Source organism: Asticcacaulis sp. P4_H10 (assembly GCF_056400965.1).
The window spans coordinates 216,885-243,372 of the sequence record NZ_JBFUKH010000005.1; the positions used below are offsets into that span (position 1 = coordinate 216,885).

Consider the following 26,488-nt stretch of genomic DNA (forward strand, 5'->3'; position numbering starts at 1 on the left):
GTGTTCTTGGCATGACCGTTGTCCTGGTAACAGGTGGTGGGCGGCGTGTTGGCGCCGGTCTGTGCCGCTTCCTGGCCGCGCAAGGCTATACGATCGCCCTGCACTATCATCGGTCGGTGACCGAGGCCGCAGAGGTCAAGGCCGATCTTCTGAAGGCCGGGTTTGAAGTCGAGACCTTTGCCGCCGATCTGGATAAGCCGTTAGAGCGTGATGGGCTGATCCCGGCGGTCGTTGCGCATTTCGGCCGGATCGACGTGCTGATCAATTGTGCCTCGCTGTTCAAGTTTGACAGTCTGACGACCCTGACTGACGATCTGTGGCAACGGCATCTGGCATCGAACCTGACGGCTCCGGTGTTCCTGGCGAAAGCTCTGGCGGAAGCCAATGGTCAGGTGGTCGTCAATATTCTCGATCAGAAGGTCGGCAATCCCAATCCGGATTTCTTTTCCTACACGGCCGGCAAGATGGGGCTGGCGTCGCTGACCCAGCCTCTGGCCATGGCCTTGGCGCCCAAGGTGCGTGTGGTCGGATTGTCGCCGGGACTGGTGCTGCCGAGCGGCGACCAGACCGAAGCGGATTTTCAGGCGGCTGCGAAGGATACGCCGCTTGGACTGACCTGCACGATTGAGGATCTTGGTCGCACTGCGGTCTTCCTGATCGAGACGCCGAGCATTACCGGCCAAGTCGTCACGGTCGACGGCGGCGAGAGCTTGACGCGACGGCCGAGAGATGTGGCGTTTGATTTGAAGAGTTAAAGCGCTCCCGCTGCTCTTTGCGCGGAAACAACCCCTCATCCGGCCCAGCAAAGCTGGCCCACCTTCTCCCCTCTCCGTGGGGAGAAGGGAAGAGAGCACGGCATCGCTCTAAAGTCTCCTCGCCCCATTTAAGGGGTATAGCGCCAGCGAAAGTATAGCTTTCGCCAGCGATGGGTTAGGGTGAGGGGTTTTCCGAAGGAAGAAACACACGCCGTGCCGAGTTATCTCATATTCAGAGAACTACCGTCGGCGCTTGACCGTTCCGAACATGCCCCGGATCAACTCCCGCCCCAGCGCGACGCCAACCGAGCGAATGACCGACACAGCCACAGACGTTACCTGCTTCGTCGTGCGCTCCGTCTCGCGCTGACGGCGCTTTTCTTCGGCCAAGCGGGCGCGTTCTTCGGTCTTGGTTTCGCGATCCTCTTCAACTTCAACTTCGGGTTCTGGCTCAGGTTCCGGCGCTGCCGTCACCGTCGTGCGCTTGGTCAGGACCTCATAAGCAGATTGACGGTCCACTGCCGTATCGTACAAGGCCCCGACCGGCGAAGACGCCATGATCTGCGCTCGTTCGGCATCATTGGCAGGCCCCAGACGTGACGCCGGCGGACGGATCAGCGTCTTTTCGGTAATCGTCGGGCGCCCCTTTTCATCGAGCAGCGACACCAGCGCCTCCCCGACGCCGAGGTCCTGAATGGCGGTCTGTGTATCGAAAGCCGGATTGGGGCGGAAGGACTGCGCCGCTGCCTTCAGGCCTTTCTGTTCCGCCGGCGTGTAGGCGCGCAAGGCGTGCTGCACGCGGTTGCCGAGCTGGGCCAGCACGCTGTCAGGAATATCGGCCGGGTTTTGCGTGACAAAATAGATGCCGACGCCCTTGGACCGGATCAGGCGCACCACCTGTTCGATCTTCTGCAGCAGGGCGGCTGATGCCTCGCGGAATAAAAGATGGGCTTCATCGAAAAAGAAGACGAGCTTGGGCTTTTCGGGATCGCCGACTTCGGGCAGCTCTTCGAACAGCTCCGACATCAGCCACAGCAAAAACGTCGAATAGAGACGCGGGCTTTCGATGAGTTGATTGGCGGCAAGCACATTGATATAGCCGCGCCCATCGGGCGTCGTGCGCATCAGGTCGCTCAGCTTCAGAGCGGGTTCACCGAAGAAGCCATCGGCCCCCTGTGTTTCCAGTTGCAGCAGGGCGCGCTGGATAGTAGCGACCGAGGTCGGCGCGACCTGGCCGTATTCGGCGCTGATCGTCTTGGCGTTTTCCGACACGTGGTTGAGCATGGCGCGCAGGTCGGCGATATCGAGCAGCAGCAGGCCCTGTTTGTCGGCGACGTGGAAGACGATATTCAGCACGCCTTCCTGGGTGTCGTTCAGCTCCAGCAGGCGCGCCAGCAGCAGCGGTCCCATCTCCGAAATCGTCGAACGGATCGGGTGGCCCTTCTTGCCGAACAGATCCCAGAAGATGACCGGCGCAGCGACAGGTTTGAGATCGAGCTGCATGCCTTCAGCGCGCGCCAGCAGCTTTTCATTGGGTGTACCCGGCATGGCGACGCCAGACAGGTCGCCCTTGATGTCGGCGGCGAAGACAGGCACGCCGGCATCGGAAAATTCCTGGGCGATGACCTGAAGCGTCACCGTCTTACCGGTGCCTGTCGCGCCGGCCACCAGGCCGTGCCGGTTGGCGCGGGTGTACAAAAGGACTTGCGGCAGCTTGTCGCCGCTTTCGGCCTGCCCGACAAAAACACCCGTATCAGCCATTGCACCGTCTCCGCTTGCGAATCTCATTTCAGCTTTATCAGGCGGCGGAAACCCGCGCTACATCGGCGTCTGTGGCCGGCGGAGTTTATGGCGCAGCCATTCGCGCGCCGGCATCTCGAACCAGACGAAACTCAGGCGCGCCAGACCGATGGCGACGGCCAGGAAGGCGAGGAAGGTCAGCGGCGAGGCAAAGATAGCCACGCGATCTGCCCAGGTAAAATGGCCCATGACCAGCATGACCGCCACCTGCAGCGGGAAATGGATGAGATAGATCGAGTAGGAGATGTCGCCGATCCAGGCGACGCTGCGCAGGCGTTCCAGCGACAGCAAGGGATGCCGCCAGTTTTCGCGCCGCAAGCCAAGCGCCAGCAGGGTCAGAGGCATCAGGCCGTAGACAAAGCCTTCGATCGTCAGGGTGTTGAAGATCGGCAGCGGCGATAGCTTCAAAGCTACCGTCAGTGGCTCCCAGATCAGCGGCTGGGCCCTAATATAGGTCAGCCCCCACAGGACCGGCACCAGCCATTTCAGGGTTGTGTCGAGACGCCGGCGCCATGCCGCCTGTGCCTCATGATTGAGAAAGCGCACCGCATGAAAGACAAGCCCGCCGAGGAAAAAACTCGGCACGCCGCGCGAAAAGTCGCTGACCGGCTCGGCCTGAATATGCTTGAAGACCAGCCCGGCAACGACGATGGCCGCCAATACCACCGGCTTATTGCCGCGCCAAAACGCAACGGCGAAGAAGGCGATGTAGAGAAACAGCTCGACCGACAAAGACCATGACGGCCCGTTCCAGGTCTGCTCGGCACCCGGCAGCCACTGCTGGATCATGAACAGGCTGAGAACAAAGTCGCCGACGGTATTGTGCTTGTAGATAAAGGGCGCGCCGTAAAGCGCATTGTGGGCTGCCTGAAGGAAAACCGCCGCGAGCAACATGGCGAGGTAAAGCGGATAGAGCCTGGCAAAGCGCGCCGAAAAGAAGCTGCGCGCGCTCAGGCGACGTCCTTCGACCGCATCACCATAGAGCCAGAAGAAGACATAGCCCGATATGGCGAAGAACAGCTCGACAAAATGCTGGCCGTAGACATAGACCGGCGTCAACAGCACTTCGAACGGCAGATGCCGGTAGTCGAAAACCTCGAAGTTGCTGAGCAGGAAGTGCTTATAGTGGAAGACAACGACGAAGATCGCCGCCAGCCCGCGCAGGATATCGAGTTCGAAGAAACGGGCTTCCTCGCTGCGGGCAGCAGCCTGCGGCGGCAGTGGCGAAGGAGATGCGGCCGCTTGCGCCCGCACGCCTATTTTTCGCGCTCGACGCTATAGAGCGCCAGGCTTTCGAGGGCATCGCGCCAGGGGCCGGGCTCGAAGATGCTCAGCGCCGCACGCGCCTTGTCGGCATAGGCTTCGGCAACGGCACGCGCACCATCGAGCGCACCGGAAGTCCGCATCAGCGTCTGGGCGTGCTGGAAATCACCGTCGGTTTGCTGACGCTTGCCGATCGTGCGTTCCCAGAAAGGCGCCTCGGTGGCGCGGGTGGCTTCCATGGCCAGCAGCAGCGGCAGGGTCGACTTGCCTTCGGCAAAGTCGTCACCGGCATTCTTGCCCAGATCGGCTGCGGCGCCCTGATAGTCGAGGACGTCGTCCTGGATCTGGAAGGCCAAGCCGAGATTGAGGCCGTAATCGTAAAGCGCCTGGATCTTGGCTTCCGGCGCATTGGCGGCAACAGCGCCGGCCTGCGACGCAGCCGAAAACAGAGCAGCGGTCTTGGCCGAGATGATTTCGATATAATCGTCCTGCGACAGGTTGAGATCGAAGGCCTTCATAAGCTGCATCACCTCGCCCTGGGTGATGACGGCCGAGGCCTTGGACAGGATGTCGAGGGCGCGCAGGGAACCCGTTTCGACCATCAGCTCAAAAGCACGGGCAAACAGGAAGTCGCCGACGAGTACGGATGACGGCGCGCCCCAGATCAGGTGGGCAGCGACCTTGCCACGGCGTAGGCTTGACGAGTCAACGACATCGTCGTGCAAAAGCGTGGCGGTATGGATGAACTCGACGGCGGCCGAAAGCTTATAATGATTGATATTATCGGTGCCGCACAAACGCGCCGCAGCCACACACAACAGCGGACGCAGACGCTTGCCACCGGCGGCGATCAGGTGATCGGCCAGGGCGGGAATGGTCGGGACTTCGGACTGCATGCGCTCGGTGATCAGCGCGTTGACGCCGACCATGTCCGGGTCGGTCAGGCTTACCAGGGCACGTACGTCGGCCTTCGGGGGAGAAGCTTCCCGCGTCGTGCTGCGTACTGCGTCGATATTGGCCGAATCCAAAGCGTTTACTCCTGACATATGGCAAGGCCATAAACCGCCCGAGCGGTATAGTCCATGCCCCGTGGCTTTTATTCGTCACCGTGGTACAGGTGCCTGTCTAAGCCTTAAGGCAACATTTAGTCATCGAAGAGCGTATGACAACCGAAAGCCGCGACGACACGCTACAGTCTGACACATCTGAGGCATTTACGCATCTCCTGGGGCAGCGCGTCAAAGTGATGCAGCCGGCCAAGGGCTATCGTATCGGCATGGATGGCGCCCTATTGGCGGCCGCGTGTGCAGGTGTGATCAGTGAACGGCGCAAACCCTTGCGCGCCCTGGAGCTGGGCTGCGGCGCGGGCGGCGCCTTGTTATCGCTGAAAGCGCGTTGTCCGGACCTGGACCTGACCGGTATCGAACGCGAACCGGTCTATGCCAATCTCGCCCGCCGTAACGTGGTTTTGAATGCGATGCACAATGTCGCGATCATCGAAGGTGATATCGGACAAGGCTATCGCTCCCTCTTCGCCCTCCCCATTTATGGGGAGGGGGGACCGCCGTCAGGCGGTGGGCGGGGCCAAGCTGTCGATGACAAGCCCTCTGCACTTCCCCGCTTCGATCTTGTCTTTTCCAACCCACCCTATTTCGACGATCCGGATACCCTGCGTGCACCGCACGAAGCCAAACGTCCGGCGTGGATCGCGGATGATGGTCTCGGCGCTTGGCTCGACTTTGCGCTGGCAGCAGTCAAGGACGGCGGCGACATCATCTTTATCCATCGCGCCGACCGGCTAGGCGATATCCTGGGCGGCCTGTCCGAAAAGGCCGGCTCCTTTATAGTCCGGCCCATCCAGCCCTTCGCCGACAAGGAGGCCAAACGCGTCATCGTCCGCGCCAAACGGCTGGGCCGCGCGCCGCTGCGTCTGCTGCCGCCGTTGGTTCTGCACGATAACGGTGTCCGCAAGCACACGGATGAGGTCGAAGCGATACTCGACGGCACGCACGACCTGAATTGGTAAGGACAGGCCGCAACTGTTGCCAATTCGTTCGACCTTGTGTACGAGGTCACGTCACATGTCTTTGAATGGGGAGCGAAATGCAGGGGACTGTCCTAAGTTTTCAGCCTGAAACCAACACCGGCCTGATCAGCGGCCACGACGGAAACCGCTACAACTTCGTGATGCTCGAATGGAAGTCCGAGAACAAGATGCCGAGGGAAGGCCAGCTTGTCGACTTCGAAATTGACGACAAGGCTGCGAAACACATCATCGTCATGAAGAAGACCGGCTCCGGCAACCAGAAGTCCAAGGTTACCGCCATGCTGCTGGCGTTTTTCCTGGGTGGCTTTGGCGTTCACAAGTTCTATCTGGGACGGACCGTCTGGGGCGTGGTCTATCTCCTGTTCTTCTGGACTCTGGTTCCTGCCTGTATCGCCTTCATCGAATTCCTTATCTACGCCTTCATGAGCGAAGACAGGTTCGACGAGAAATATAACCAATAGCTATTTGCGTTAGCCCCGCCAGGCGTTCGAATAATGGCGGGGCTAGCGCTTTTCAGCTCCGGCGGCTGAGATGCCGTCGAGATAGCCCTTGGTCCGGTCGAGCAGATTGTCCTTCAAGGCCTCGCGCCGCGCCAATAGGTCCGGGCTGCCAGCATCGTAATCGGCCATCAGGCGGCGGACGAAGTCGCCCGACTGCACGTCTTTCAGCACGTCCTGCATGGCCGCCTTTGAGGTGTCATTGATAATGCGCGGGCCGGTCAGGTAGGCGCCATACTCGGCCGTGTTGGAGATCTTGGCAAAGCCGCCCGACATGCCCAGCTCCCAGAGCAGATCGACGACCAGCTTGAGCTCATAACAGGTTTCGAACCACGCGACTTCGGGCGGATAGCCGGCATCGACCAGCGTCTGGAAGCCATTGGTCACCAGGTCGCGTGTCCCGCCGCACAGCACGACCTGCTCGCCGAAGAGATCACTCTCGCATTCGGCCTTCATGGTCGTTTCCAGTATACCCTTGCGGCCGCAGCCCAAGGCTGCCGCAAACGACAGGCCAAGCGCCTTAGCGTAGCCCGTGGCGTCCTGCTGGACGGCGAACAGGCAGAAGACGCCCTCGCCTGCAACATAGATGTCGCGGATACGCGGGCCGATACCCTTGGGGGACACCAGCAGGACATCGACATCGGCTGGCGGCGTCACCAGGCCGAAATTGACCGACAGACCATGGGCGAAAATCAGCGCCTGACCGGCGCGTAAACCAGGCGCGATCTCGTCGCGGAACAGCGACTGGTGCGCTTCGTCCGAGGTCAGGATGACCAGAACATCGGCCCATTTGACGCCGTCCGCCACAGTGACAACGTCGAAGCCATCGGTCTCGGCTTTTGCGCGCGTCGCGGAGCCCGGTTTCAGCGCCACCCTGATCTGCGTCACGCCGGAATCGCGGGCGTTGAGCGCCTGGGTCCGACCTTGCGAGCCATAGCCGATGACCAGCACCTTACGCTTGCGGATGATCGACAGGTCGCAGTCGCGGTCGTGATAAACAGGCAGGGTCATGGCAGATCACCGAAAAGAATCGTACAAAGCCGATCCTCTTTAGGCTAAAAACAGATACCCCTCCACCGCTTCCCATGACATGGGCAGGAGCGAGGGCAAGAGGCCAGGACGCATGTTTGATCACCCGGAATACCAGTACCTCAACCTGTTGCGCGATATCATGGACAATGGGGTCCGGCGCGAAGACCGGACGGGCACAGGAACCCTGGGCCTATTCGGACGGCAGATCCGCTTCGATCTCGCCAAAGGCTTTCCGCTGCTGACGACCAAGAAGGTGCATTTCAAGTCGATCGCGGTCGAGCTTTTGTGGTTCCTGCGTGGCGACACCAATATCAAATATCTGCACGATCACGGCGTCAGCATCTGGGACGAATGGGCCGATGAAAACGGCGATCTGGGCCCGGTCTATGGTAAGCAATGGCGGTCCTGGGCCGCGCCCGACGGTCGAATCATCGATCAGATGAGCAATCTGGTGCGCAATCTTAAGGCCAATCCCTATTCGCGCCGCCACGTCATTTCGGCCTGGAACCCGGCTGAGGTCGACGACATGGCCTTGCCCCCGTGCCACTGCCTGTTCCAGTTCTTCGTCGCCGATGGCCGGCTGTCCTGCCAGCTTTACCAGCGTTCGGCGGATATTTTCCTGGGCGTGCCGTTCAATATCGCCTCCTACGCCCTGCTGACCCACATGGTGGCGCAGGCCGCAGACCTAGAGCCCGGCGACTTCGTGCACAGCTTCGGCGACGTGCACCTCTATCTGAACCATGTCGAGCAGGCGACGACCCAGCTGACGCGGACGCCGATGGCCTTCCCGACGTTGAAACTGGCGCCAAAGACCGACCTGTTCGGCTTTGATTACACGGACCTCGCCATTGAAAACTATCAATCACACGGCGCGCTTAAGGCGCCGGTGGCGGTATGAGCCTCGCCGGTAGACAGGTCCGCCTCGCCCTAGTCGTTGCCATGAGCGAAAACCGGGTCATCGGCAAGGACGGCGGACTGCCGTGGCATATCCGCTCGGACCTGAAGAAATTCAAGGAAATCACCCAGTTCAAGCCCATCATCATGGGCTCGAACACTTGGGACTCGCTGCCGCGCAAGCCCCTGCCCGGCCGGCTGAACCTGGTGCTCAGTCGCGATCTCAAGTTCGAAGCCGAAGGCGGCATCGTCTGCAACACCCTGTTCGAAGCCCTCGATATCGCCCGTGAACACGCCGTCGATGACGGCGCCGACGAGATCTGCATCATCGGCGGCGCCAATGTCTTCGAACAATTACTGCCCAAGGCTGGGCGCATCTACCTGACCCAGGTCCATGCGACGGTCGAAGGTGATACATTCTTTCCGGCGATCGACGACAGCCAATGGACGCTAAGCTCCGAAGAGGCGTTCGAAAAAGCCGAGGGCGATGACTACGCCTGGACGCTCAAGGTTTACGACCGGAAGGCCTGATTACGGAATCAAGCCGCCGCCCAGGCCCTGCTTGACGAGTTCGCCGAACATGCCGCTCTTCTTCTTTTTCTTATCCCCGGACTTTTCGCCCGTCTTGCCATTGTCTTGCGACGCCGCAGCCATGCCCATATCCTGGCCGAGCAGGCCACCGGTCGTCGAGCGGTAACGCACCTTGGTCTGCCACTGGATATTCCACGGCGTATTCACATCCTCCGGACGCGGCGGATACGACAGAACCGTGTCGCCGCCATACGCCGTCACACCGTACATCAAGGCTTGGGCGGCATTGCCGACCTCCGCCGGTACGGTGCAGCCCGTCGCCGATCCCGGTAGCAGGGCCTTCTTGGCCTGCAGGCGTTCGACGTCATTGGCCGTCAGATATTCCGGCGATAGCCCCATGAATGCCGTCTGCATCTCGGCCGACGTCCACATCACCACCGTATTGTCCTGGCCCCCACCAACGGCCGTGACGATGAAACCTTTGGACCGCGCCATCGGCGACCAAGCCAGCGGCACCGAGCCCGAAGCGCTCTTGTTGTTGCCGGTGACATTGACCGGCGGCAGGAAGTCCTGTGACTGGTCGAGCGTAAAGTTCACGTCCGGGCTAAAAGCCGCCTTGACCGTATGGGCGCCGACGATCGAATCGTCACCTTCGAACAGCTTCGTGTTCTTGGCATTGGGCCATTCGGTGTAGCCCTTCGAGGTTGACGGCAGCGGCCCGACGACATTGTCGAGTGTCAGGCTGCCTGCCGGGACCATCTGCTTCAGCATCTCAACACGCGCCGCCGGGTCGGTCAGTTTCGACAGGTCGAGCACGACAGGCTGGTTCTTCGGCGCGTGGTCGCCACAGCCCCAGAAGATCAGGATCTTGCCCTTTGGCGGTTCATAGGTTGAGGGCGCCGCGTGCTCAGGCGTCTCGACCGGTCCGGCCTTCGCCGGCTTCCAGTAGAGCGGCAGAGGCTTGCCGCCATTCAGTCCCACAGGCGGCAGGTGCGTCCCGACCGCTTCTGCCGGGGCGGCATTGGTAGATCCCAGACGCAGGTTCAGGGAGTGCGAAACATTGTCGCCGCCCTTCATCATGTTCATGATCGCGCCCATCGACGGCTTGCCGCCTGCTCCGCCAAGCGTCATGCCGGAATTGGTCTTGGTATCGACCCAGTAGGTGGTGACGGGGCCCGTGACGATCTGCTTGGCAGCAGGCTTTCCGGCGGCGGCGGGTTTGGCAGCCGATTTGGCCGCGGGCTTTGATACAGCACCGGCCTGACCGGCAAAAAGCGACAGAACGATCAGGCTGACGGCGACGCGCGAGGACGAACGCATGGTGATAGCCTCCCCAGGCTTTATGAAATAGCGGAAATAAACGGTGTAAAAACACCGCCATAATACGCGTACTCAATCACATTCGTAAATAACGAAGTTCGCTTAGTTGGTGCCTAGCCTGCGTTGAACGTGTTCTGGATGGCTACGGCCATTGCACGGAACCTGGCCGCGACATCGCCATCGGGGTCAACCGCTACCACAGGCTGGCCTTCGTCGCAGCCCCGGCGCAGAGCGGGATCGAGCGGCACTTCCCCAAAGAAGGCGACACCCGCCTGTTCCGCCATGGCTTTCGCGCCGCCACGGCCGAAGATTTCCATCTCCGAACCATCAGGGCCTTTCAAATAGGCCATATTCTCGACAACGCCGAGCACCTTGATTCCGGTTTTTTCGAATAGCGTGATGGCGCGACGCGCATCCGACAGAGCCATTTCCTGCGGTGTCGACACCACGACCGCCCCGTCGATCACCGTCTTCTGCGTCAGGGTCAGTTGTACGTCCCCGGTGCCGGGCGGCAGGTCGACGATCAGCACATCGAGCGGCGCCTCTTCAGTTCCCCAGCGCGTCTGGGTCAGGAGTTGGGTCAGGGCCTGCGATGCCATCGGCCCGCGCCAGATCATGGCCTGGTCGGCATCGACCAGAAAGCCGACCGAATTGGCCTTGATGCCGAAGACTTCGAACGGCACCATCTTCTTGTCATCTCCGAACTCCGGCGGCCGGCGCAAGCCTAGGAGAGTCGGCGCCGATGGGCCATAGATGTCGGCATCGAGAAAGCCGACGCTCATTCCGTTTGCGGCAAGACCGAGCGCAAGGCTCAACGATACGGTCGACTTGCCAACACCGCCCTTGCCCGATCCGACGACGACGACGTGGCGCACATGATCGGGGCGCGCCGAGGCCACCGGCGCCTTCGGCTTGCCGTCATTGACGGCGCGATCCGACAACTTTGCGCGTGGCGGCGTACCAAGCGCTTCGGCGGTCAGGGCGACCTGCGCCTTTTGGATGCCAGGCAGGCCGGAGAGGATCTTTTCGGCCGCCTGCTGGACCGCCTGGTAGCGCGCCACCAGGTCCTGCGGCACTTCCAGCATGAAGCCGGCGCGGTCCTCGCTGACCACCAGCCCACGCACCATGCCGGCATCACTGAGCCCCCGGCCCGTGGCCGGATCGGTGATGCGGTTCAATTCTTTGAGCACAGTATCGCGGTCGAGCATCTCAGACTTTCTTGACGCTGGTAAATTCGCCCGTCACATAGGCGCTTTAAGATGCGCTTGAAAGGGCTAATCCGCCGTGTCCGCACCGATCTATCTGCTGGCCGGGCCGACGGCATCTGGCAAGTCCGCCAAGGCGCTGGACTGGGCCGAAAAGACCGGTGGCCTGGTCCTCAATGCCGATTCCATGCAGCTCTATACGGATGTCCCGATTCTAACGGCACGGCCGGACGCCGCCGACATGGCAAGGGCCGAGCACGTCCTCTATGGCCACTTGCCGCCCGACGCCCTGTGGTCGGCGGGTGAATGGCTGCGCGCCGCCCTGCCCATTCTTGACGCGGCGCGCGACGGCGGGCGGCCGGTCTGCGTCACCGGCGGCACCGGTCTCTATTTCAACAGCTTGGTGCACGGCCTGGCCGAGATTCCTGAAATTGACGAGCCCATCCGGGAACGGGCGCGCAGCGACTATGAGACCATGGGTGAGACAATATTTCGCGAAAAGCTGAAACATGCCGACCCACGTTCCGAGACACGCATCCTCGCCAATGACCGACAGCGCCTGACTCGCGCCTGGGAGGTGTGGCTGCAAACTGGTATCGCCTTGAGCGAATGGCAGGATCGCACGACGCCCGCCTTGCCCGACACTTCCTACGAACTGGAAATTCTGACGCCGGATCGCGACCGGCTGTATGCCCGTTGCGACGAGCGGCTTCAGGCAATGCTGGACAATGGCGCGCTCGACGAGGTGCGCGACCTGATGGAGCGCGGCCTGCGTCCAGACTGGCCAATCATGCGCGTGCTGGGGCTCGGCGAGTTTGCTGCCCATCTGGAAGACCGGATGACTCTGGACGCGGCGCTGGAACTGGCGCGGCAAAAAACGCGCAACTACGCCAAGCGGCAGATGACCTGGTTTAGGAACCAGTTCAACTGATACGCCCATCCATCACGTGCAAGGGGGTGGAATACTGAGTGCACATGGATCGCGCGCATTGAGACAGCCACATAATCCTGCCGTATAATTTCCTGTCTCCGACGGCTCGGGCGAATCTTGCGAAGGCGCACGCATCGCGCTACTCTTTGCCGAGGCGTTTGGGGGAGATTATCTGAAATGTTGAAGCTTGTTACGCGTCGCGGCGTCCTTGGCGTGACCGCAGCCCTGACGGCAGCCGCCGCCTTACCTGGGTTTGCGAAGGCGCAAACCGCAGACACCACTGCACCAACCAAGCCGGCTGTGCCTACGACGCCGAGACCGCCTGTCGCCATCTACGCACAGACGCCGGTTGTCGATCATATTGCCTTGTCTCCAGACGGCAAGCGCGTCGCCGTGGTGACGCAAAGGAACGACAACAACTACCTGATGTATTTCGACGTTGCCGACCAGAAGATAAAGAACATCGGCCTGGGGCCCGCCAAGGTCCGCGACATGATGTGGGGCAGCAATAACCACGTCGTATTGACGACATCGACGACGACAAGCCTGCCAATGTTTGCCGGCGGACGGCATGAATTCCTTGTGGGCCGCAGCATCGACCTTGAGACCTTGAAGGTGCGGACTTTTTTTTCGCGCGAGGATAACTTCTACGGGATCGTCTTTGGCCACATGCAGCGTATCAAGGTCGATGGCGAATACCGCGTCACGGCATCTAACCGCCTCATGTCCGAGGGATACGAAGTTTATCTTTATAGCTTCGGGTTCGATACCGAAACGGGCAAAAAGCTCATAAGCGGCAATCGGACAACCCAGGAATTCGTTGTCACGCCCGACGGCCGCCCTGTCGCCTACGCCGATTTCGACGATACCCGTAAGCTGTGGGAGCTTTATTTCAATACCGCGCTTCAGAAGGGCAAGACCGACTTTAAACGTATCTACAGCCAGAAGGGCGAGGCCATCAGCTACCCTGACCTGTTGGGCCTGGGCCGCGACGGCAATTCAGTGCTGATCCGGACCTATGTCGGTGAGAATGAAGACCAGATCGGTTTCCGCGAAATTTCGGCCGCCGGCGTCTTGAGCGAAGCCCTTGATCCCGACGGCGCCGACAAGCCGCGCAGTGCACTTTTTCACCCGACGACAACGCGGCTGGCCGGCTTCAGTCGCAATGACGACTGGTTCACCTATGAGTGGACCGACCCCTTGATGAAGAAGCTCTATGACGCACTTCCCGAGGCCCTGGGCCAGGGCGTGCGTGCACGCATCGAGAGCTATGCCGAAGATCCTCGGAAGATGATCCTCTATACCGAAGACGCCAGAGACGCAGGCAGCTACTTCTTCTGTGACTTTACCAATGGTGACATCATTTCCGTGGCGGTCAATTATCCAGACCTGCCGGAAGAATGGATCACGGAAAAACAAGCCATTTCCTATAAGGCGGCGGACGGCCTGGAAATTCGTGGCTATCTGACCCTGCCGCCATTCAAGGATGGCAAAAACCTGCCACTGGTGGCCTTGCCGCACGGCGGTCCATATGCCCGCGACCGCATTAATTTCGATTGGCAGGCCCAGGTTCTGGCTGCCCACGGCTACGCGGTTCTACAACCGAACTTCCGCGGCTCCAGTGGTTATGGCGGTGACTTCGCCGCCGCGGGCGATGGCGAATTCGGCCGGAAGATGCAGACCGATATCTCCGACGGTGTCCACCATCTGGCGGCCAAGGGCATTGTCGATCCGAAGCGCGTTGCCATCATGGGCGCGTCCTATGGCGGCTATGCGGCGCTGGCTGGCGCTACACTGGATCCTGGCATTTACCGATGCGCAATTTCCGTGGCCGGCGTCACCGATCCCAAGAGTTTCATCGACTATGTCGACACGCAGACGGGCGACAGCGAGACCTCGGTCCTGATCTGGAAGACCCGCATGGGCGAGCGCAAAACCTATGACGATATCTCTCCAGTCAAACAGGCTGCGAAAGCATCCTGCCCTATCCTGCTGTTGCACGGCACCGATGACACCATCGTCCCCATCGAGCAGAGCAAGCGCATGGAAAAAGCTTTGAAAGTCGCTGGCAAAGAGGTCGAATTTGTCACCTATAAGGGCCAGGACCACTGGGAAACCCGCGGCACCGCGCGCGTCGCGATGATGGAGGCCGCTTTGAGTTTCCTGCAGAAGCATAATCCGGCCGATTAGGTTGAAAATCATTGCGCTCGCAAGCATACCCGGTAAGGTTGCCGCGAAGAACTTTGGGGGACACCATGACCGATACTATAGATAGACGTCACCTGCTGGCAGCCGGAAGCGCCGGCATTCTTATGGCGGCACAGCCTGCAACGCTGTGGGCTCAGCCCGCGCCTGCGTTTCCGCCAGCGCCCAGCCCCGCGGACTGGGCCAAACCCAATGCCCTGCGTTATGTCCGCCTGTCCCCCAACGGCAAGCAGATTTGCTACATGACCGAAAAGGATGCCGTAAAGTATCTTTATACCATGGACCTGGCGTCCGAAAATGCCCGGTCCATCAATATGGGCAATTCTGATGTTTCCAGCATTAGCTGGGTGGACGAGACTCACATACTGGTGACGGCCCTTATGGCGGCGCGCTATACGACCGGCGGCGGCTATAAGGGACAGCGCATGGTGGCGACGGTCTTCAACCTCGCCACTGGCACCCAGAACGTACTGTTCTCCAACATGCCGGTGTTTAACGTATTCGTGTACGACTATCCGATGAAGATACGGCACGAAGGCAAGACGCAACTTGTCGCTCTGTCGAGCAAAAAAGACAGCAATGACGATTATGTCCACCTTTACCGCTTCGATCTGGATGGCACCAAATCCTGGGAAATGGACTTCGCGTCCAACGCCTTTAGCTGGACGGTGACGCCGGAAGGCGAACTGCTGGCCCGGACCTGCTACGACTACCGGCGCAAACGCTGGAGTATAGATTACCGCAAGAATGGCGCGTGGAAGGAAATCTACAGCTACACCGTCGAGCGCAATTTTCCGGTCCTTTGGTGCATGGCCGCCGACGGCGCCAGCTTGATCGTTTCAATTCCCGGTAAGGGGGAGATCAGTGATCTGCATCAACTTTCCCCGGATGGCATTGTCTCGGCGCCCATCGTCGAACACGGCACCAACCGCTCCCCCACGCATGACCCGCTGACCTATCGCCACAATGGCTTCATACGGAGAGATGGCTGGCCACGCTACGAGTACAGTGACCCGGCCTGGGCCGACATTGCCGGCAAGGCACAGGCCGCAATGGGTGAATACCGGATGCTTATTACAGACACGGGCGACAATCCGAAGCAGACCATTCTTTACAGCGAAGGGCCGGACGACGCCGGCACCTATTACTATGTCGACTTCGCTACCAACAAGCCTTTGGAAATCGGCGCCTGCTATCCGCAAATTCCGCTCGAATGGGTCACTGAGAAGCAAGCCATTACCTACAAGGCCGCCGACGGGCTGGATATCCCGGCCTATCTGACCTTGCCCCCCAACAAGGACCCGAAGCGCTTGCCGCTGATCGTCTATCCACATAGCGGCCCGGCGTTTAATGATAGCCTGGACCTGGAGTGGATCGTTCAGGCCCTGGCGTCAAAGGGCTACGCTGTATTACAGCCGAATTATCGCGGCTCGACCCGCTATGGTGAGGCCTTCATCGCTGCCGGCAACGGCGAATGGGCGGGCAAGATGCTGACTGACCTGTCCGATGGCGTCGCCCATCTCGTCAGACAGGGCATCGTCGATCCGGCGCGTGTGGCAATATTTGGCAATAACGGTTATTCCGGCTATGCGGCGCTGGCGGGCGTTGCCCTGGCGTCCGGCATTTACAACTGCGCCATTTCGTCGGCGGGGATCAGCGACATGGAGCTTTATCGCCTGACCAATGTCGGCGATGATGCGGATCCGTCCTATCGTTATTTCCGCAAACTGGTCGGCGAAAAAACAGACCTGGCCGCGATCTCACCTGCCCGGAACGCCAGCAAGGTGGCCGTGCCCGTCATGCTGATCCACAGTGAGCAGGAGAGCGGTATAGACATTCAGCAAAGCCGCAAGATGGCCGGCGCACTGAAGTCTGCTGGCAAGCCACATGAGTTCATTGAGTTCAAGGCCGAAGACAACTGGCATCTGGTCGAGAAGTCGCGAATTGAGTTCATAAATCACGTCACCACCTTCCTGCAGAAGAACAACCCGGCATAGGGCGATTACGGCCTATATATCGTGACTGGACAAAATTTTTACTCAGACAAAAGAAGGGGTTGGCTGAACCTTTGGTGAAAATTGCTTTGTCAAACCGTCCCTTAGGTGGCATGACAACGAGATGAAAAAGCCGTCCGCGATCTTGCCCCCGCCTTCCGGCCGCCTGAAGGGCAGTGCCGCACGCCCGCTGCGCAGCGACCCTACGCTGTCACAAAATCCACCCTATCAGAACCAGGGCCGCATCCATGGCGCCCTGGCTTACCGCCTGGGTGTCGATATCCTGCGCGGCGTCTACCAGTCCGGCGAGACCCTGCCGAACGAAATCGATTCCTCGTCGTCTCTCGACATCTCACGCTCGGCCTATCGCGAAGCCATCCGTATCCTGGCCGCCAAGGGCATGGTCGAAAGCCGCCCCAAGACAGGCACGCGCGTGACAGAACGGACCCGCTGGAACCTGCTCGATCCCGAAGTCCTGGGCTGGATGTTCGACACCGAGCCGAGTCAGGATTTCATCAAGGCGTTGTTTGAACTGCGCCTGATCACCGAGCCGGCGGCCGCCGATCTGGCTGCCCAGCGCCGGACCAACGCCGACATAGCCTCCATGCGCAACTCGCTCGACATCATGGCGCAGCAAACCCTGCAAACCGAGGCTGGACGCAAGGCTGACCGCGAGTTTCACCGCACGCTGATGAGCGCAACCCAGAACGAAGCCTTGGTATCGCTGTCGAGTTCCATTGAAGCGGCGGTCGCCTGGACGACCCGGTACAAGGCGCGCCATAACGCCTTGACCCGCGATCCTGTCCCCGACCACGAGCGGGTGTTCGAGGCCATTGCGGCAGGTGACGGCAGCGCGGCGCGGTGGTGCATGGAATCACTCATCCGCATGGCGCTTCAGGACACACAAAAGGCCGCTGCGCACTGAGATTGGCGCGAAAGTCTCAAAAAGCGATCTCAAGCGGCGATATATAGTATTTTTATATTGTCTGACCAATGGGTGGGGGTTATGACGTGACTCCGCCCGCCGGAAGAGCGGAGCGCAATCTCAAGGAGTGACCGCCACCATGATGATGACCTCCACCGCAGCCTTCAGGAAGGCTGCCCTTGTCGGTACGTTGAGCGCCCTGATCGCCCTCGGCGCCTGTTCCAAGCCCGCCGAAAAGACCGAAGCCGCCGCTGGCGCCACGGCGACGCAGGCCGAATGGGGCGCGTTGTCGGACGGCACCAAGGTCCAGGCTGTTGAACTGAAGAATTCCAAGGGCGTCACCGCCCGCGTCATCTCCTACGGCGCCACGCTGCAGGACCTGATGGTGCCGGACAATGCCGGCAAGGCCGCCGACATCGTCATCGGCTATGATACGATCGAAGGCTATGAAAAGACACCGGGCTATACGGGCGTCACCGTCGGCCGTTACGCCAACCGTATCGCCGGCGGCAAGTTCACGCTCGACGGCAAAACCTACACTCTCGCCAAGAACAACAATGGCGCCACGGCTCTGCATGGCGGCGTCAAGGGCTGGGACAAGCGCAACTGGACCATCAAGGACGTGAAGTCCGGCGCCGATGCCGCTTCGGTCACCCTGCAATACGTCTCGGCTGACGGCGAAGAAGGCTATCCCGGCACGGTTACGGCCGAGGTCACCTACACGCTCAATGAAAACAACGACCTGACGATCAGCTACAAGGCAACGACGGACAAGCCGACCGTGGTCAATATGACCAACCACTCGCTGTTCAACCTGGGCGGCGTGCCGGTCACACGTCTGGCCACCGACGCCACGGTCAAGATCGAGTCCGACGCCATCCTGGCGGTCGACAAGGTACTGATCCCGACCGCCGAACTGCCGGTCAAGGGTACGCCGTTCGACTTTAACACGCCGGCCCTGATCTCCGAGCGCGTTACGTCGAACCACCCGCAGATCATCATCGGCAACCAGGGCATCGACCACAACTACATCATCCGTGGCGGTGTCACGGCTACGCCGAAGCTGGCTGTCACCCTCGAGGACAAGACCTCGGGACGCGGCATGACCATCTCGACGACCGAGCCGGGCATCCAGATGTATACCGGCAACTTCCTGGACGGTACCGTTGCCGGCAAGGGCGCACAAAAGCTGGTCAAGTACCAGGCTGTCGCCTTCGAAGCCCAGCGCTATCCGGACAGCCCGAACCACCCTGCCTATCCGACGACCCGTCTGGACCCAGGCCAGACATACACCCAGACCACCGTCCACCACTTCTACACCATAAAGTAAGTCCAAGACCTGATGACCTCCTCCAGCAAGCCCTCGCGCACGCCTAAAGTTCCCTTGCGTTCGCGCGCGTGGTTCGACAACCCGTCGAACGCCGACATGACCGCGCTCTATCTCGAGCGCTACCTCAACTTCGGCCTGTCGCTGGAGGAGCTTCAGTCTGGCAAGCCGATCATCGGCATTGCCCAGACCGGCTCGGACCTCAGCCCGTGTAACCGCCACCACCTCGCCCTTGCCGACCGCATCCGCGACGGTATCCGCGAGGCTGGCGGCATTCCTCTGGAATTCCCGGTCCACCCGATCCAGGAAACCGGCAAGCGCCCAACCGCCGGTCTCGATCGCAACCTGGCCTATATCGGCCTGGTCGAAGTCCTGTACGGCTACCCGCTGGACGGCGTCGTGCTGACCATCGGCTGCGACAAGACAACGCCTGCCTGCCTGATGGCGGCGGCGACCGTCAACATCCCGGCCATTGCCCTATCCGTCGGCCCGATGCTGAACGGCTGGTACAAGGGTCAGCGCACCGGTTCGGGCACCATCGTCTGGAAGGCGCGCGAGCTGCTGGCCGCCGGCGAGATCGATTACCAGGGATTCATCAAGCTCGTGGCCTCTTCGGCGCCGTCGACCGGCTACTGCAACACCATGGGCACGGCAACGACCATGAACAGCCTGGCCGAAGCACTCGGCATGCAGTTGCCCTATTCGGCCGCTATTCCCGCGCCGCATCGCGATCGCCAGGAATGCGCCTACAAGACCGGCCTGCGCATCGTCGACATGGTCTATGAAGACCTGAAGCCGTCGGACATCCTGACCAAGGACGCCTTCATCAACGCCATTCGCGTCAACTCGGCCATCGGCGGCTCGACCAACGCCCCGATCCACCTCAACGCCCTGGCGCGCCACATCGGCGTCGACCTCAAGATCGAGGAATGGCAGGAATACGGCGAAGACATTCCTTTGATCGTCAACCTGATGCCGGCGGGCGAATATCTCGGTGAAGACTATCACCATGCCGGCGGTGTGCCTGCGGTCGTCAAGCAGCTGATGAACCAGGGCCTGATCATCGAAGACGCTCTGACCGTCACCGGCACCTCGATCGGCGAGAACTGCAAGGACGCCGTCACCGAAGACACCAATGTCATCAAGCCGTTCGACCAACCATTGAAGACCCGCGCGGGCTTCCGCGTCCTGTCCGGCAACCTGTTCGATTCGGCCGTCATGAAGGTCAGCGTCATTTCGCCCGAGTTCCGCGAACGCTACCTGTCGAATCCGAACGATCCAGAGGCCTTTGTCGGCCGCGCCGTCGTCTTCGACGGTCCGGAAGACTATCACCACCGCATCGACGATGAGAGCCTCGGCATCGACGAACACTGCATCCTGTTCATGCGCGGCGCCGGCCCGATCGGTTATCCTGGCGCGGCCGAAGTCGTGAACATGCGCGCGCCGACCTATCTGATCAAGCGCGGCGTCACCAGCCTGGCCTGTATCGGCGATGGCCGCCAGTCGGGCACGTCGGGTTCGCCGTCGATCCTCAACGCCTCTCCGGAAGCGGCAGCAGGCGGCAACCTGGCCCTGCTCAAGAGCGGCGACAATGTTCGCGTCGATCTGAACAAGGGCAGCGTCAATGTCCTGATCAGCGACGAAGAGCTGAAGGCGCGCCGCGAGGCCCTCGAAGCCGCCGGCGGCTTCCAGTTCCCGAAGAGCCAGACTCCGTGGCAGGCCATGCAGCGCGCCAATGTCGGCCAGATGGGTTCGGGCGCCTGCCTGGAAGACGCGGTGGACTTCCAGCGCATCGCCCAGACGATGGGCCTGCCGAGAGACAACCACTAAAGCGAATACCAAGTTTCAGGAAAATCGGCTCCTCGCGGGGCCGATTTTTTTGTGTCCGGACGGGAAACGCTTTATGGTCATTCCCATGAAGCACGCCATCCGCAAAGCCATCAATATGACCACCGCCTTCCTGAACAGCGAAGCGGCGGGCGGACTCGTCCTGATGGCCGCGGCGGCCGTAGCGATGATCATCGCCAACTCACCATGGGCAGACGCCTACTTCCACACCCTGCACATCTATGTCGGAGGTTTGAGCGTCCTGCACTGGATTAATGACGCGCTGATGGCGGTCTTCTTCCTGATGGTCGGGCTGGAAATCAAGCGCGAGATGCTGACGGGGCAGTTGTCAGACTGGCCGCGCCGCGCCCTGCCCGGCATCGCAGCCGCCGGCGGCGTGATCGTGCCCGCAGTCATCTATGTCCTCTTCAACCGCACGACGCCGGAAACCCTGCGTGGCTGGGCCATTCCCACAGCAACCGATATTGCCTTCGCCCTGGGTGTGCTGGCGCTTTTGGGCTCGCGTGTGCCGATGGCGCTGAAGATCTTCCTGACCGCACTGGCTATTATCGACGACCTGGCCGCCGTCGTCGTCATCGCCCTCTTTTATACGGCGGAACTGTCGCTGCTGTGGCTAGGTCTTGCCGGCGCTGGCCTCTGCCTGCTGTTCGGACTCAATCGCCTGAAAGTCAGGGCCCTGTGGCCGTACCTTCTGGTCGGCGGCGCTTTGTGGTTCTTCGTGCTGAAGTCCGGCATCCACGCCACCTTGGCCGGTGTGGCATTGGCCCTGTTCATCCCGCTGAAGGGCGACCACCATTCGCCGCTGATCCGACTTGAACACACGCTGCATAAGCCGGTGGCGTTCTTAATTGTGCCGATCTTTGGCTTCGCCAATGCCGGAGTGTCCTTGGCCGGCTTTATGCCGGAAGCCCTGCTGGCGCCTATTCCGCTCGGCATCGCAGCCGGATTGGTACTGGGCAAGCAGGCCGGCGTCTTCGCCGCGTCGTGGCTGGCGATCCGGCTAAAACTGGCGCGCCTGCCCGACGGCGTAAGCTGGATGCAACTCTATGCGGTGTCGGTGCTCACCGGCATCGGCTTTACCATGAGCCTGTTTATCGGACTGCTGGCCTTCCCCGACGCCCCACAGGCGCAGGACGCGGTCAAGACCGGCGTCCTGCTGGGGTCGCTTGTGTCCGGGCTGGCGGGCTATCTGCTGTTCCGCCTGGTCAGGCCTGATCGTGTCAAACCAGACGGCCGACAATCCAGCTGATCGTCTCAGCTGCCACCTTCTCCCGGCCGTTATCGGCAAACAGGTCGTGATAGTGGCCCTCATACAGTTTGAGGGTTTTGTCGGTCGCGCCGGAGTTCCGGTAGAACTCCTTGCTGCCGGACGGCAGGGTCGCCTTGTCTGCGGTGCCATGCATGATCAGGGTCGGCACGGTGATCCTGCCGAACGAGACGCGCAGACGGTCGCCGCCGCGCACCATTTCGGCAACGGTCTTCAGCGGCTGGGTTTCGTTCAGCGTCATGGGATCGCTGTTCAGTTGCCTGACCATCTCCGGATCGCGGGAGAAATGGGCATTGTTGAGCCTCAGCGCCGGTGCTTTCGGAAACACGCCGCTGAGCAACTTGATCAGGCTCAGGCCCCCTGGGGGGGGCCGGCACGCGATAGGCGAAGCTTTCGCAGATAAAGCCCTTCACCTTGTCCTGATTGTCGAGGACATAGGCCGCCCCGACCACGCCTCCGGCGCTGTGCCCCAAGACAAACAACGGCAGGGCCGGATGCCGGGCCCGCGCGATATCCGCCACGCCTGCGACATCTGCGACATAGTCGCTGAACCGGTCGACCCAGAACCGCTCGCCGTCGGACCGGCCGCGGCCGCGCATGTCGCCGGCATAGACGGCAAATCCCGCCACAATCAGTTGCTGGGCCAGCCAGCCATATTGGCCGCTGTGGGAATTGAAGCCATGACACAACAGGATCACGCCGCGCGGCGCGCCCGTGGGTAACCAAGAGCGGTAAAAGATCTTCAGGCTGTCCTGGCTGATATAGGTGGCCCCGGTTGTCGGGGCTGCGAGGGTATCGGGCATGCTCGTCTCCGTTCATTCGGTTGAAAAGAACCCCGGATCGGGGCGGTACGAGGACTTGGGAATTCGGGACCGAAGGAAGGCAGGAAGCTGCGCCCCGATCCGTGCTCTGGTTCTATCGCGAATATGACCGGAAACCGCTTGTGGGGTGCAGGCCTTATCGCTCTCACGCGGCACGCAATTAAATCGCGGCCGACGGGCCGCCATGCTCCCCCTGTGCGGGCTTTTTACCCGCGTAGGTTTAACTATGCGCCCGATTAACCAAGGACGCAAGCGCTGCCTGCCAAATCGTACCGGGAAACCGATCACCTCCGGGCCCCGGCAAAGTCTGCAGGAAGCTTCACATTACGATTCCCGCCCCGCGGGATTTTGGCTTGATCGCTGACGCAAAGTGGTTTTACCAGTGAAACAACTGTATGATTTGTTACACTATTTTTGTTTTATATTTGACTTGCCACCGGTGTCATTTCCTGACTAGTATGCAGCCATAAAAAAACAGGTTACACCTGGATTAAAGGCCAACAGAAGTTGCAAACATAGGGAAAACGAATGCCGCAGGACCCAAGCGCCGCGACATCGCTGAAACCGGGCAAGTATAGATGGGTTATCTGTATCTTGCTCCTGTTGGCGATGGTCATCAACTATACCCACCGCCAGACCTTCGCTCTGCTGAAGGATACGGTCGGCCCTGAGCAGGGCTGGACCGAAACGACCTATGCCGACATCGTCTTCTGGTTCCAGACAGCCTACGCCCTGGGCTACGTTACCTTTGGCGGCCTGATCGACCGCATCGGCGCCCGCGCCGGCTACAGCATCGCCTTCGCGATCTGGACGATCTCGCACACCCTGACCGGCTTCGTCGGCAACGCCTTCCAGTTCATGGTCGCCCGCTTCGCGCTGGGCATTGGTGAATCGGGCGCCTTCCCGGCCAGCCTGAAAGCCATTGCCGAATGGTTCCCGCAAAAGGAACGCGCCCTGGCCGTTGGTATCTTCAACGCCGGCTCGAACCTCGGCGCCATCGTCGCGCCGTTCGCCGTCCCGCTCATCACCCTGGCCAGCGTCAACATGACGTTTGGCAGCTACCACGTCCAGATGGACGGCCTGGGCTGGGGCTGGCGCGCCACCTTCTTCGTCACTGGCCTTGGCAGCATGATCTGGCTGGCCGCCTGGTGGCTGATGTACCGCAGACCGCAGGAGCATCCAAAGGTCAACGCTGCCGAACTGGCCCTCATCCAGAGCGATCCGGCCGACAAGTCGGCCAAGGTGCCGTGGAGCAAGATCATCTTCGTCAAGGAAACGTGGATGTTCGCCATCGCCAAGTTCCTGATCGATCCGATCTGGTGGGTATGGCTGTTCTGGCTGCCGGACCTGCTGAAGAAAAACTACGGTCTGGACCTGTCGAGCTTCGGCCTGCCGATCATCGCCATCTACCTGATGTCGGACGTTGGTTCGGTCGCCGGCGGCTGGCTGTCCTCGACACTGATCAAGGCTGGCGTCAGCGTCAACCTGTCGCGTAAGCTGACCCTGCTTATCTTTGCCCTGTTCGTCATGCCGGTCTTCCTGCTCGACGGCGTCAAGGATCTATGGACCGCGGTCCTGATCATCGGCATCGCCACGGCCGCGCACCAGGCTTTCTCGGCTAACGTCTATACCATCCCTTCGGATACGGTTCCGCGGGCGGCCGTCGCCTCGGTCATCGGCTTTGGCGGCATGTGCGGCGCCATCGGCGGCATGCTGATGTCCAAGAATGTCGGCTTCATCCTGGAGACGACAGGGTCTTACAAGACGATCTTCTGGATTGCCGGCTCGGTCTACCTGATCGCTGTCATCGCCATCCACCTGATCAGCCCCAAGCTGGAACGCACCACCAAGCTGGATGGCGTCGCGTCGTAAGCATCGCGTCACGACTGAAAACATAACCCGGACCGCCTGGCGCGGTCCGGGTTTTTGTTTGCCCGAGCCTGGAGATGCGGCTCTAACGTTTTGCTTATAATTTCCCGCTATGCTGGCAGGACAGACTTGTCTGCCAGGAGCGTACCGTGTCCATTCGTGCCAGAATTCTCGCCCTTGTCGGCTGCTTTGCCGCCATGGCCCTCGTCGTCACATTTCTTGGCCTGACGACCATAGGCGACTACAACCGCATGATGCGCGACTACGACCGCGCCTACGAAAATGCCTGGCGCGGCGAACGCCTGAATCATCTGGTCAGCAATGTCGTCATGGAAACGCGCGGCCTTTACATCGCCCGCAGCGACGCCGAGTTGCAGGGGTTTGTCGGCGGACTGAACCGCAACCTCGATGAGCTCGAAGGTCTGATGCGGCAGTGGAAGGGCAAGGAAGCCTCCCTCGTTTCGGGCATGGAAGGCGACGTCGCGGCCTTCATCGCCCTGCGCCGGGACGTCGCGCAACTGGCGGGCTCCGGCAAAATGGAAGCCGCCTACGCCAGGTCCACGGGGTCGCGCAACGACCGTATCGCCTTCCAGGGCAAGGTCGAAGGCATCGTCCAGCAGACCCTGAACGAGCTCAATATCGCCAAGCAGCGCGCCGACCAGTTCAACCGCCAGCGCGCGTTCGAATTCCTGGCGGCCTGCCTGGCCGGCATCGCCATGATGGCCGGCCTGTCGCTGTGGATCATAGCCGAGTTTATCACCAAGCCGTTGCGCGCCCTGGCTTCGGCCATCATCCGCACCTCCAGGGGCGACTATGAACTGCCGCTGGAAGTCCAGAAGGAAGCCGGCGAAGCAAAGGACGAGGTTGCCAGCGTGTGGAAGGCCCTGGCCGTGCTCAAGGAGCGCGCCGTCGAAGCCGAACGGCTGGCCCGCGCCCAGCGCGAAGCCGAGCGTCAGGCTGAGCTGAAACTGCGTGAACTGGTGTTGGACTAATTACAGCCAATCCCGCCCAGCTTGCGCTGATAGCTTAAGACCAGCGCCGAATAGGGCGACACCGGCTTGTTGGCCGCGATGATCGTGCCGTTGCTCAGGGTTTCGGCCTGGGCCGACTTTATCTCGAAATGCAGGTGCAGCGACGTGGCACGGCTGAAGATCGGATTGCCGCCGCCGTCCTTGCCGGTGACCTTGAGATAGTTCGACACCTTGCCAAGCTTCTGGCCTTTGCTGACCGTATTGTTGCCGGGCACCGCCGAAATCTGGATCGAGGACGGCGTCATGTGCAGGTAGTTATAGACGCGGTATGGCGCTTTCGTGCCGCGGATCTGCAAGGTGACATAGTCATACGACACGAAGACCGCGTCCTCCGCCGCCACCGCCCAGTAGGTGTCGGGCGCGTTCGAAGCCGGGCGGATGTCCTGGCCGGCATGGCCCTTGCCGCCCGAACAATAGCCGGTGGCGCGATCGCGCCATTCGCAGAAATTGTCGGCCCACGGATAGGCGAAGTTGGGCGCCTGGCTGTAGCCTCCGGATACGGGAGAGCCGTTGCCACCGCCGCCCGGCCCGTAGACCTGGCTGTTGGCATAACCGGCGTCTGCCAGTGGGAAACACATCTCATCCGACCAGTTGCGGAAGTCGCCATAGCCCTTGCCCGTCGCCTTGCCGGCCCAGACGGCGGGGCGATACTCGGCATTGGGCAGGTAGCTGAAGCCGGCTGCGGCGGCACTCGCCGCTGCGGCCTCATCCGGCGTCGCGGTCGGCGTGGCGGAGACGGATGCGCTCGCTTCCAGCGCCGCGCTGTCGACGACGTGGCTTTCGCCTGGCCCGGCCGGATTGTTGGGCTTGGCCGGATCGGGCTTGGATTGTTCGTAGAAGATATAGGCCGCAACCGCCGCGATCAGCAGCAGCAAGGCTATGATCAGTATGCCGCTATTATTGTCTTTCCTGCCAGCCATGTATCA

22 protein-coding genes are annotated in these 26,488 nt (G+C 61.0%); 14 read left to right on the plus strand and 8 right to left on the minus strand.

Going from position 1 to position 26,488, the window contains the following annotated elements; translation table 11 throughout:
- Positions 1-11 precede the first annotated feature (11 nt).
- Positions 12-755 (plus strand): SDR family NAD(P)-dependent oxidoreductase, encoded by a 744-nt coding sequence (locus AC1DON_RS10965; RefSeq protein WP_476934839.1) that lies wholly within the window; start codon positions 12-14, stop codon positions 753-755.
- 240 nt (positions 756-995) lie between these two features.
- Here the strand turns inward: AC1DON_RS10965 and AC1DON_RS10970 are convergent, their stop codons facing one another.
- From AC1DON_RS10970 to AC1DON_RS10980, 3 genes are read right to left on the minus strand one after another with little or no spacing between them, the layout of a single operon-like run.
- Entirely contained in the window at positions 996-2,516 is a 1,521-nt protein-coding gene (locus tag AC1DON_RS10970; protein WP_476934840.1) for a helicase HerA-like domain-containing protein, read from the minus strand.
- A 57-nt stretch (positions 2,517-2,573) separates the two neighbouring features.
- A complete protein-coding gene (locus AC1DON_RS10975; protein ID WP_476934841.1) occupies positions 2,574-3,809 on the minus strand; it encodes an acyltransferase family protein in 1,236 nt (411 codons plus the stop codon).
- A 2-nt stretch (positions 3,810-3,811) separates the two neighbouring features.
- Entirely contained in the window at positions 3,812-4,864 is a 1,053-nt protein-coding gene (locus AC1DON_RS10980; protein WP_476934842.1) for a polyprenyl synthetase family protein, read from the minus strand.
- 116 nt (positions 4,865-4,980) lie between these two features.
- Here AC1DON_RS10980 and AC1DON_RS10985 point away from each other — a divergent pair, with 116 nt between their 5' ends.
- Entirely contained in the window at positions 4,981-5,844 is an 864-nt protein-coding gene (locus AC1DON_RS10985) for a tRNA1(Val) (adenine(37)-N6)-methyltransferase (protein ID WP_476934843.1), read from the plus strand.
- Positions 5,845-5,921: 77 nt separating this feature from the next.
- Entirely contained in the window at positions 5,922-6,326 is a 405-nt protein-coding gene (locus AC1DON_RS10990) for a TM2 domain-containing protein (protein ID WP_476934844.1), read from the plus strand.
- A gap of 42 nt (positions 6,327-6,368) precedes the next feature.
- Here the strand turns inward: AC1DON_RS10990 and ilvC are convergent, their stop codons facing one another.
- Positions 6,369-7,373 carry a ketol-acid reductoisomerase gene (gene ilvC / locus AC1DON_RS10995; protein ID WP_476934845.1) on the minus strand — a complete coding sequence of 335 codons (1,005 nt, stop codon included), beginning with the start codon at positions 7,371-7,373 and terminating at the stop codon, positions 6,369-6,371.
- Between the two features lie 79 nt (positions 7,374-7,452).
- Here ilvC and AC1DON_RS11000 point away from each other — a divergent pair, with 79 nt between their 5' ends.
- Together AC1DON_RS11000 and AC1DON_RS11005 are read left to right on the plus strand one after the other, a co-directional pair.
- On the plus strand, positions 7,453-8,292 hold the full coding sequence (locus tag AC1DON_RS11000; RefSeq protein ID WP_476934846.1) for a thymidylate synthase: 840 nt from the start codon (positions 7,453-7,455) through the stop codon (positions 8,290-8,292).
- Complete coding sequence (locus tag AC1DON_RS11005; protein WP_476934847.1) at positions 8,289-8,819, plus strand: dihydrofolate reductase; 531 nt, start codon at positions 8,289-8,291, stop codon at positions 8,817-8,819. Before AC1DON_RS11000 ends, AC1DON_RS11005 begins: the two co-directional genes overlap by 4 nt.
- Here the strand turns inward: AC1DON_RS11005 and AC1DON_RS11010 are convergent, their stop codons facing one another.
- Positions 8,820-10,139 carry a hypothetical protein gene (locus tag AC1DON_RS11010; protein WP_476934848.1) on the minus strand — a complete coding sequence of 440 codons (1,320 nt, stop codon included), beginning with the start codon at positions 10,137-10,139 and terminating at the stop codon, positions 8,820-8,822.
- A gap of 113 nt (positions 10,140-10,252) precedes the next feature.
- Positions 10,253-11,347, minus strand: coding sequence for an Mrp/NBP35 family ATP-binding protein (locus AC1DON_RS11015; protein WP_476934849.1), 1,095 nt, complete (start codon positions 11,345-11,347; stop codon positions 10,253-10,255).
- Positions 11,348-11,423: 76 nt separating this feature from the next.
- On the opposite strand from AC1DON_RS11015, the gene miaA reads away from it, so the two are divergent.
- The 7 genes from miaA to nhaA all read left to right on the plus strand — a co-directional run bounded on the left by miaA (position 11,424) and on the right by nhaA (position 21,823).
- Positions 11,424-12,275 (plus strand): tRNA (adenosine(37)-N6)-dimethylallyltransferase MiaA, encoded by an 852-nt coding sequence (gene miaA / locus AC1DON_RS11020; protein WP_476934850.1) that lies wholly within the window; start codon positions 11,424-11,426, stop codon positions 12,273-12,275.
- Between the two features lie 177 nt (positions 12,276-12,452).
- Positions 12,453-14,465 (plus strand): alpha/beta hydrolase family protein, encoded by a 2,013-nt coding sequence (locus tag AC1DON_RS11025; RefSeq protein ID WP_476934851.1) that lies wholly within the window; start codon positions 12,453-12,455, stop codon positions 14,463-14,465.
- A 65-nt stretch (positions 14,466-14,530) separates the two neighbouring features.
- Entirely contained in the window at positions 14,531-16,477 is a 1,947-nt protein-coding gene (locus AC1DON_RS11030) for a S9 family peptidase (protein ID WP_476934852.1), read from the plus strand.
- A gap of 121 nt (positions 16,478-16,598) precedes the next feature.
- Complete coding sequence (locus tag AC1DON_RS11035; RefSeq protein WP_476934853.1) at positions 16,599-17,399, plus strand: FadR/GntR family transcriptional regulator; 801 nt, start codon at positions 16,599-16,601, stop codon at positions 17,397-17,399.
- Between the two features lie 139 nt (positions 17,400-17,538).
- Positions 17,539-18,729, plus strand: a complete 1,191-nt coding sequence (locus AC1DON_RS11040) for an aldose epimerase family protein (RefSeq protein ID WP_476934854.1) — start codon at positions 17,539-17,541, stop codon at positions 18,727-18,729.
- A 12-nt stretch (positions 18,730-18,741) separates the two neighbouring features.
- Positions 18,742-20,556: an IlvD/Edd family dehydratase gene (locus tag AC1DON_RS11045; protein ID WP_476934855.1), complete on the plus strand. Its 1,815-nt coding sequence runs from the start codon at positions 18,742-18,744 to the stop codon at positions 20,554-20,556.
- A gap of 85 nt (positions 20,557-20,641) precedes the next feature.
- On the plus strand, positions 20,642-21,823 hold the full coding sequence (gene nhaA / locus AC1DON_RS11050; protein ID WP_476934969.1) for a Na+/H+ antiporter NhaA: 1,182 nt from the start codon (positions 20,642-20,644) through the stop codon (positions 21,821-21,823).
- Positions 21,824-21,882: 59 nt separating this feature from the next.
- Here the strand turns inward: nhaA and AC1DON_RS11055 are convergent, their stop codons facing one another.
- A complete protein-coding gene (locus AC1DON_RS11055; protein WP_476934856.1) occupies positions 21,883-22,644 on the minus strand; it encodes an alpha/beta fold hydrolase in 762 nt (253 codons plus the stop codon).
- 546 nt (positions 22,645-23,190) lie between these two features.
- On the opposite strand from AC1DON_RS11055, the gene AC1DON_RS11060 reads away from it, so the two are divergent.
- Together AC1DON_RS11060 and AC1DON_RS11065 are read left to right on the plus strand one after the other, a co-directional pair.
- Positions 23,191-24,534: an MFS transporter gene (locus AC1DON_RS11060; protein ID WP_476934857.1), complete on the plus strand. Its 1,344-nt coding sequence runs from the start codon at positions 23,191-23,193 to the stop codon at positions 24,532-24,534.
- Between the two features lie 146 nt (positions 24,535-24,680).
- Entirely contained in the window at positions 24,681-25,523 is an 843-nt protein-coding gene (locus tag AC1DON_RS11065) for a methyl-accepting chemotaxis protein (RefSeq protein WP_476934858.1), read from the plus strand.
- Here the strand turns inward: AC1DON_RS11065 and AC1DON_RS11070 are convergent.
- On the minus strand, positions 25,520-26,482 hold the full coding sequence (locus AC1DON_RS11070) for a M23 family metallopeptidase (protein WP_476934859.1): 963 nt from the start codon (positions 26,480-26,482) through the stop codon (positions 25,520-25,522). The genes AC1DON_RS11065 and AC1DON_RS11070 overlap by 4 nt on opposite strands.
- Positions 26,483-26,488 lie beyond the last annotated feature (6 nt).

What these genes read in the sequence shown, in the direction of transcription:
- AC1DON_RS10965 (WP_476934839.1), top strand. Translation starts at nt 12, where the DNA reads ATGACCGTTGTCCTGGTAACAGGTGGTGGGCGGCGTGTTGGCGCCGGT.
- AC1DON_RS10970 (WP_476934840.1), bottom strand. Translation starts at nt 2,516, where the DNA reads ATGGCTGATACGGGTGTTTTTGTCGGGCAGGCCGAAAGCGGCGACAAG.
- AC1DON_RS10980 (WP_476934842.1), bottom strand. Translation starts at nt 4,864, where the DNA reads ATGTCAGGAGTAAACGCTTTGGATTCGGCCAATATCGACGCAGTACGC.
- AC1DON_RS10985 (WP_476934843.1), top strand. Translation starts at nt 4,981, where the DNA reads ATGACAACCGAAAGCCGCGACGACACGCTACAGTCTGACACATCTGAG.
- AC1DON_RS10990 (WP_476934844.1), top strand. Translation starts at nt 5,922, where the DNA reads ATGCAGGGGACTGTCCTAAGTTTTCAGCCTGAAACCAACACCGGCCTG.
- ilvC (WP_476934845.1), bottom strand. Translation starts at nt 7,373, where the DNA reads ATGACCCTGCCTGTTTATCACGACCGCGACTGCGACCTGTCGATCATC.
- AC1DON_RS11000 (WP_476934846.1), top strand. Translation starts at nt 7,453, where the DNA reads ATGGGCAGGAGCGAGGGCAAGAGGCCAGGACGCATGTTTGATCACCCG.
- AC1DON_RS11005 (WP_476934847.1), top strand. Translation starts at nt 8,289, where the DNA reads ATGAGCCTCGCCGGTAGACAGGTCCGCCTCGCCCTAGTCGTTGCCATG.
- AC1DON_RS11010 (WP_476934848.1), bottom strand. Translation starts at nt 10,139, where the DNA reads ATGCGTTCGTCCTCGCGCGTCGCCGTCAGCCTGATCGTTCTGTCGCTT.
- AC1DON_RS11015 (WP_476934849.1), bottom strand. Translation starts at nt 11,347, where the DNA reads ATGCTCGACCGCGATACTGTGCTCAAAGAATTGAACCGCATCACCGAT.
- AC1DON_RS11025 (WP_476934851.1), top strand. Translation starts at nt 12,453, where the DNA reads ATGTTGAAGCTTGTTACGCGTCGCGGCGTCCTTGGCGTGACCGCAGCC.
- AC1DON_RS11030 (WP_476934852.1), top strand. Translation starts at nt 14,531, where the DNA reads ATGACCGATACTATAGATAGACGTCACCTGCTGGCAGCCGGAAGCGCC.
- AC1DON_RS11035 (WP_476934853.1), top strand. Translation starts at nt 16,599, where the DNA reads ATGAAAAAGCCGTCCGCGATCTTGCCCCCGCCTTCCGGCCGCCTGAAG.
- AC1DON_RS11040 (WP_476934854.1), top strand. Translation starts at nt 17,539, where the DNA reads ATGATGATGACCTCCACCGCAGCCTTCAGGAAGGCTGCCCTTGTCGGT.
- AC1DON_RS11045 (WP_476934855.1), top strand. Translation starts at nt 18,742, where the DNA reads ATGACCTCCTCCAGCAAGCCCTCGCGCACGCCTAAAGTTCCCTTGCGT.
- nhaA (WP_476934969.1), top strand. Translation starts at nt 20,642, where the DNA reads ATGAAGCACGCCATCCGCAAAGCCATCAATATGACCACCGCCTTCCTG.
- AC1DON_RS11055 (WP_476934856.1), bottom strand. Translation starts at nt 22,644, where the DNA reads ATGCCCGATACCCTCGCAGCCCCGACAACCGGGGCCACCTATATCAGC.
- AC1DON_RS11060 (WP_476934857.1), top strand. Translation starts at nt 23,191, where the DNA reads ATGCCGCAGGACCCAAGCGCCGCGACATCGCTGAAACCGGGCAAGTAT.
- AC1DON_RS11070 (WP_476934859.1), bottom strand. Translation starts at nt 26,482, where the DNA reads ATGGCTGGCAGGAAAGACAATAATAGCGGCATACTGATCATAGCCTTG.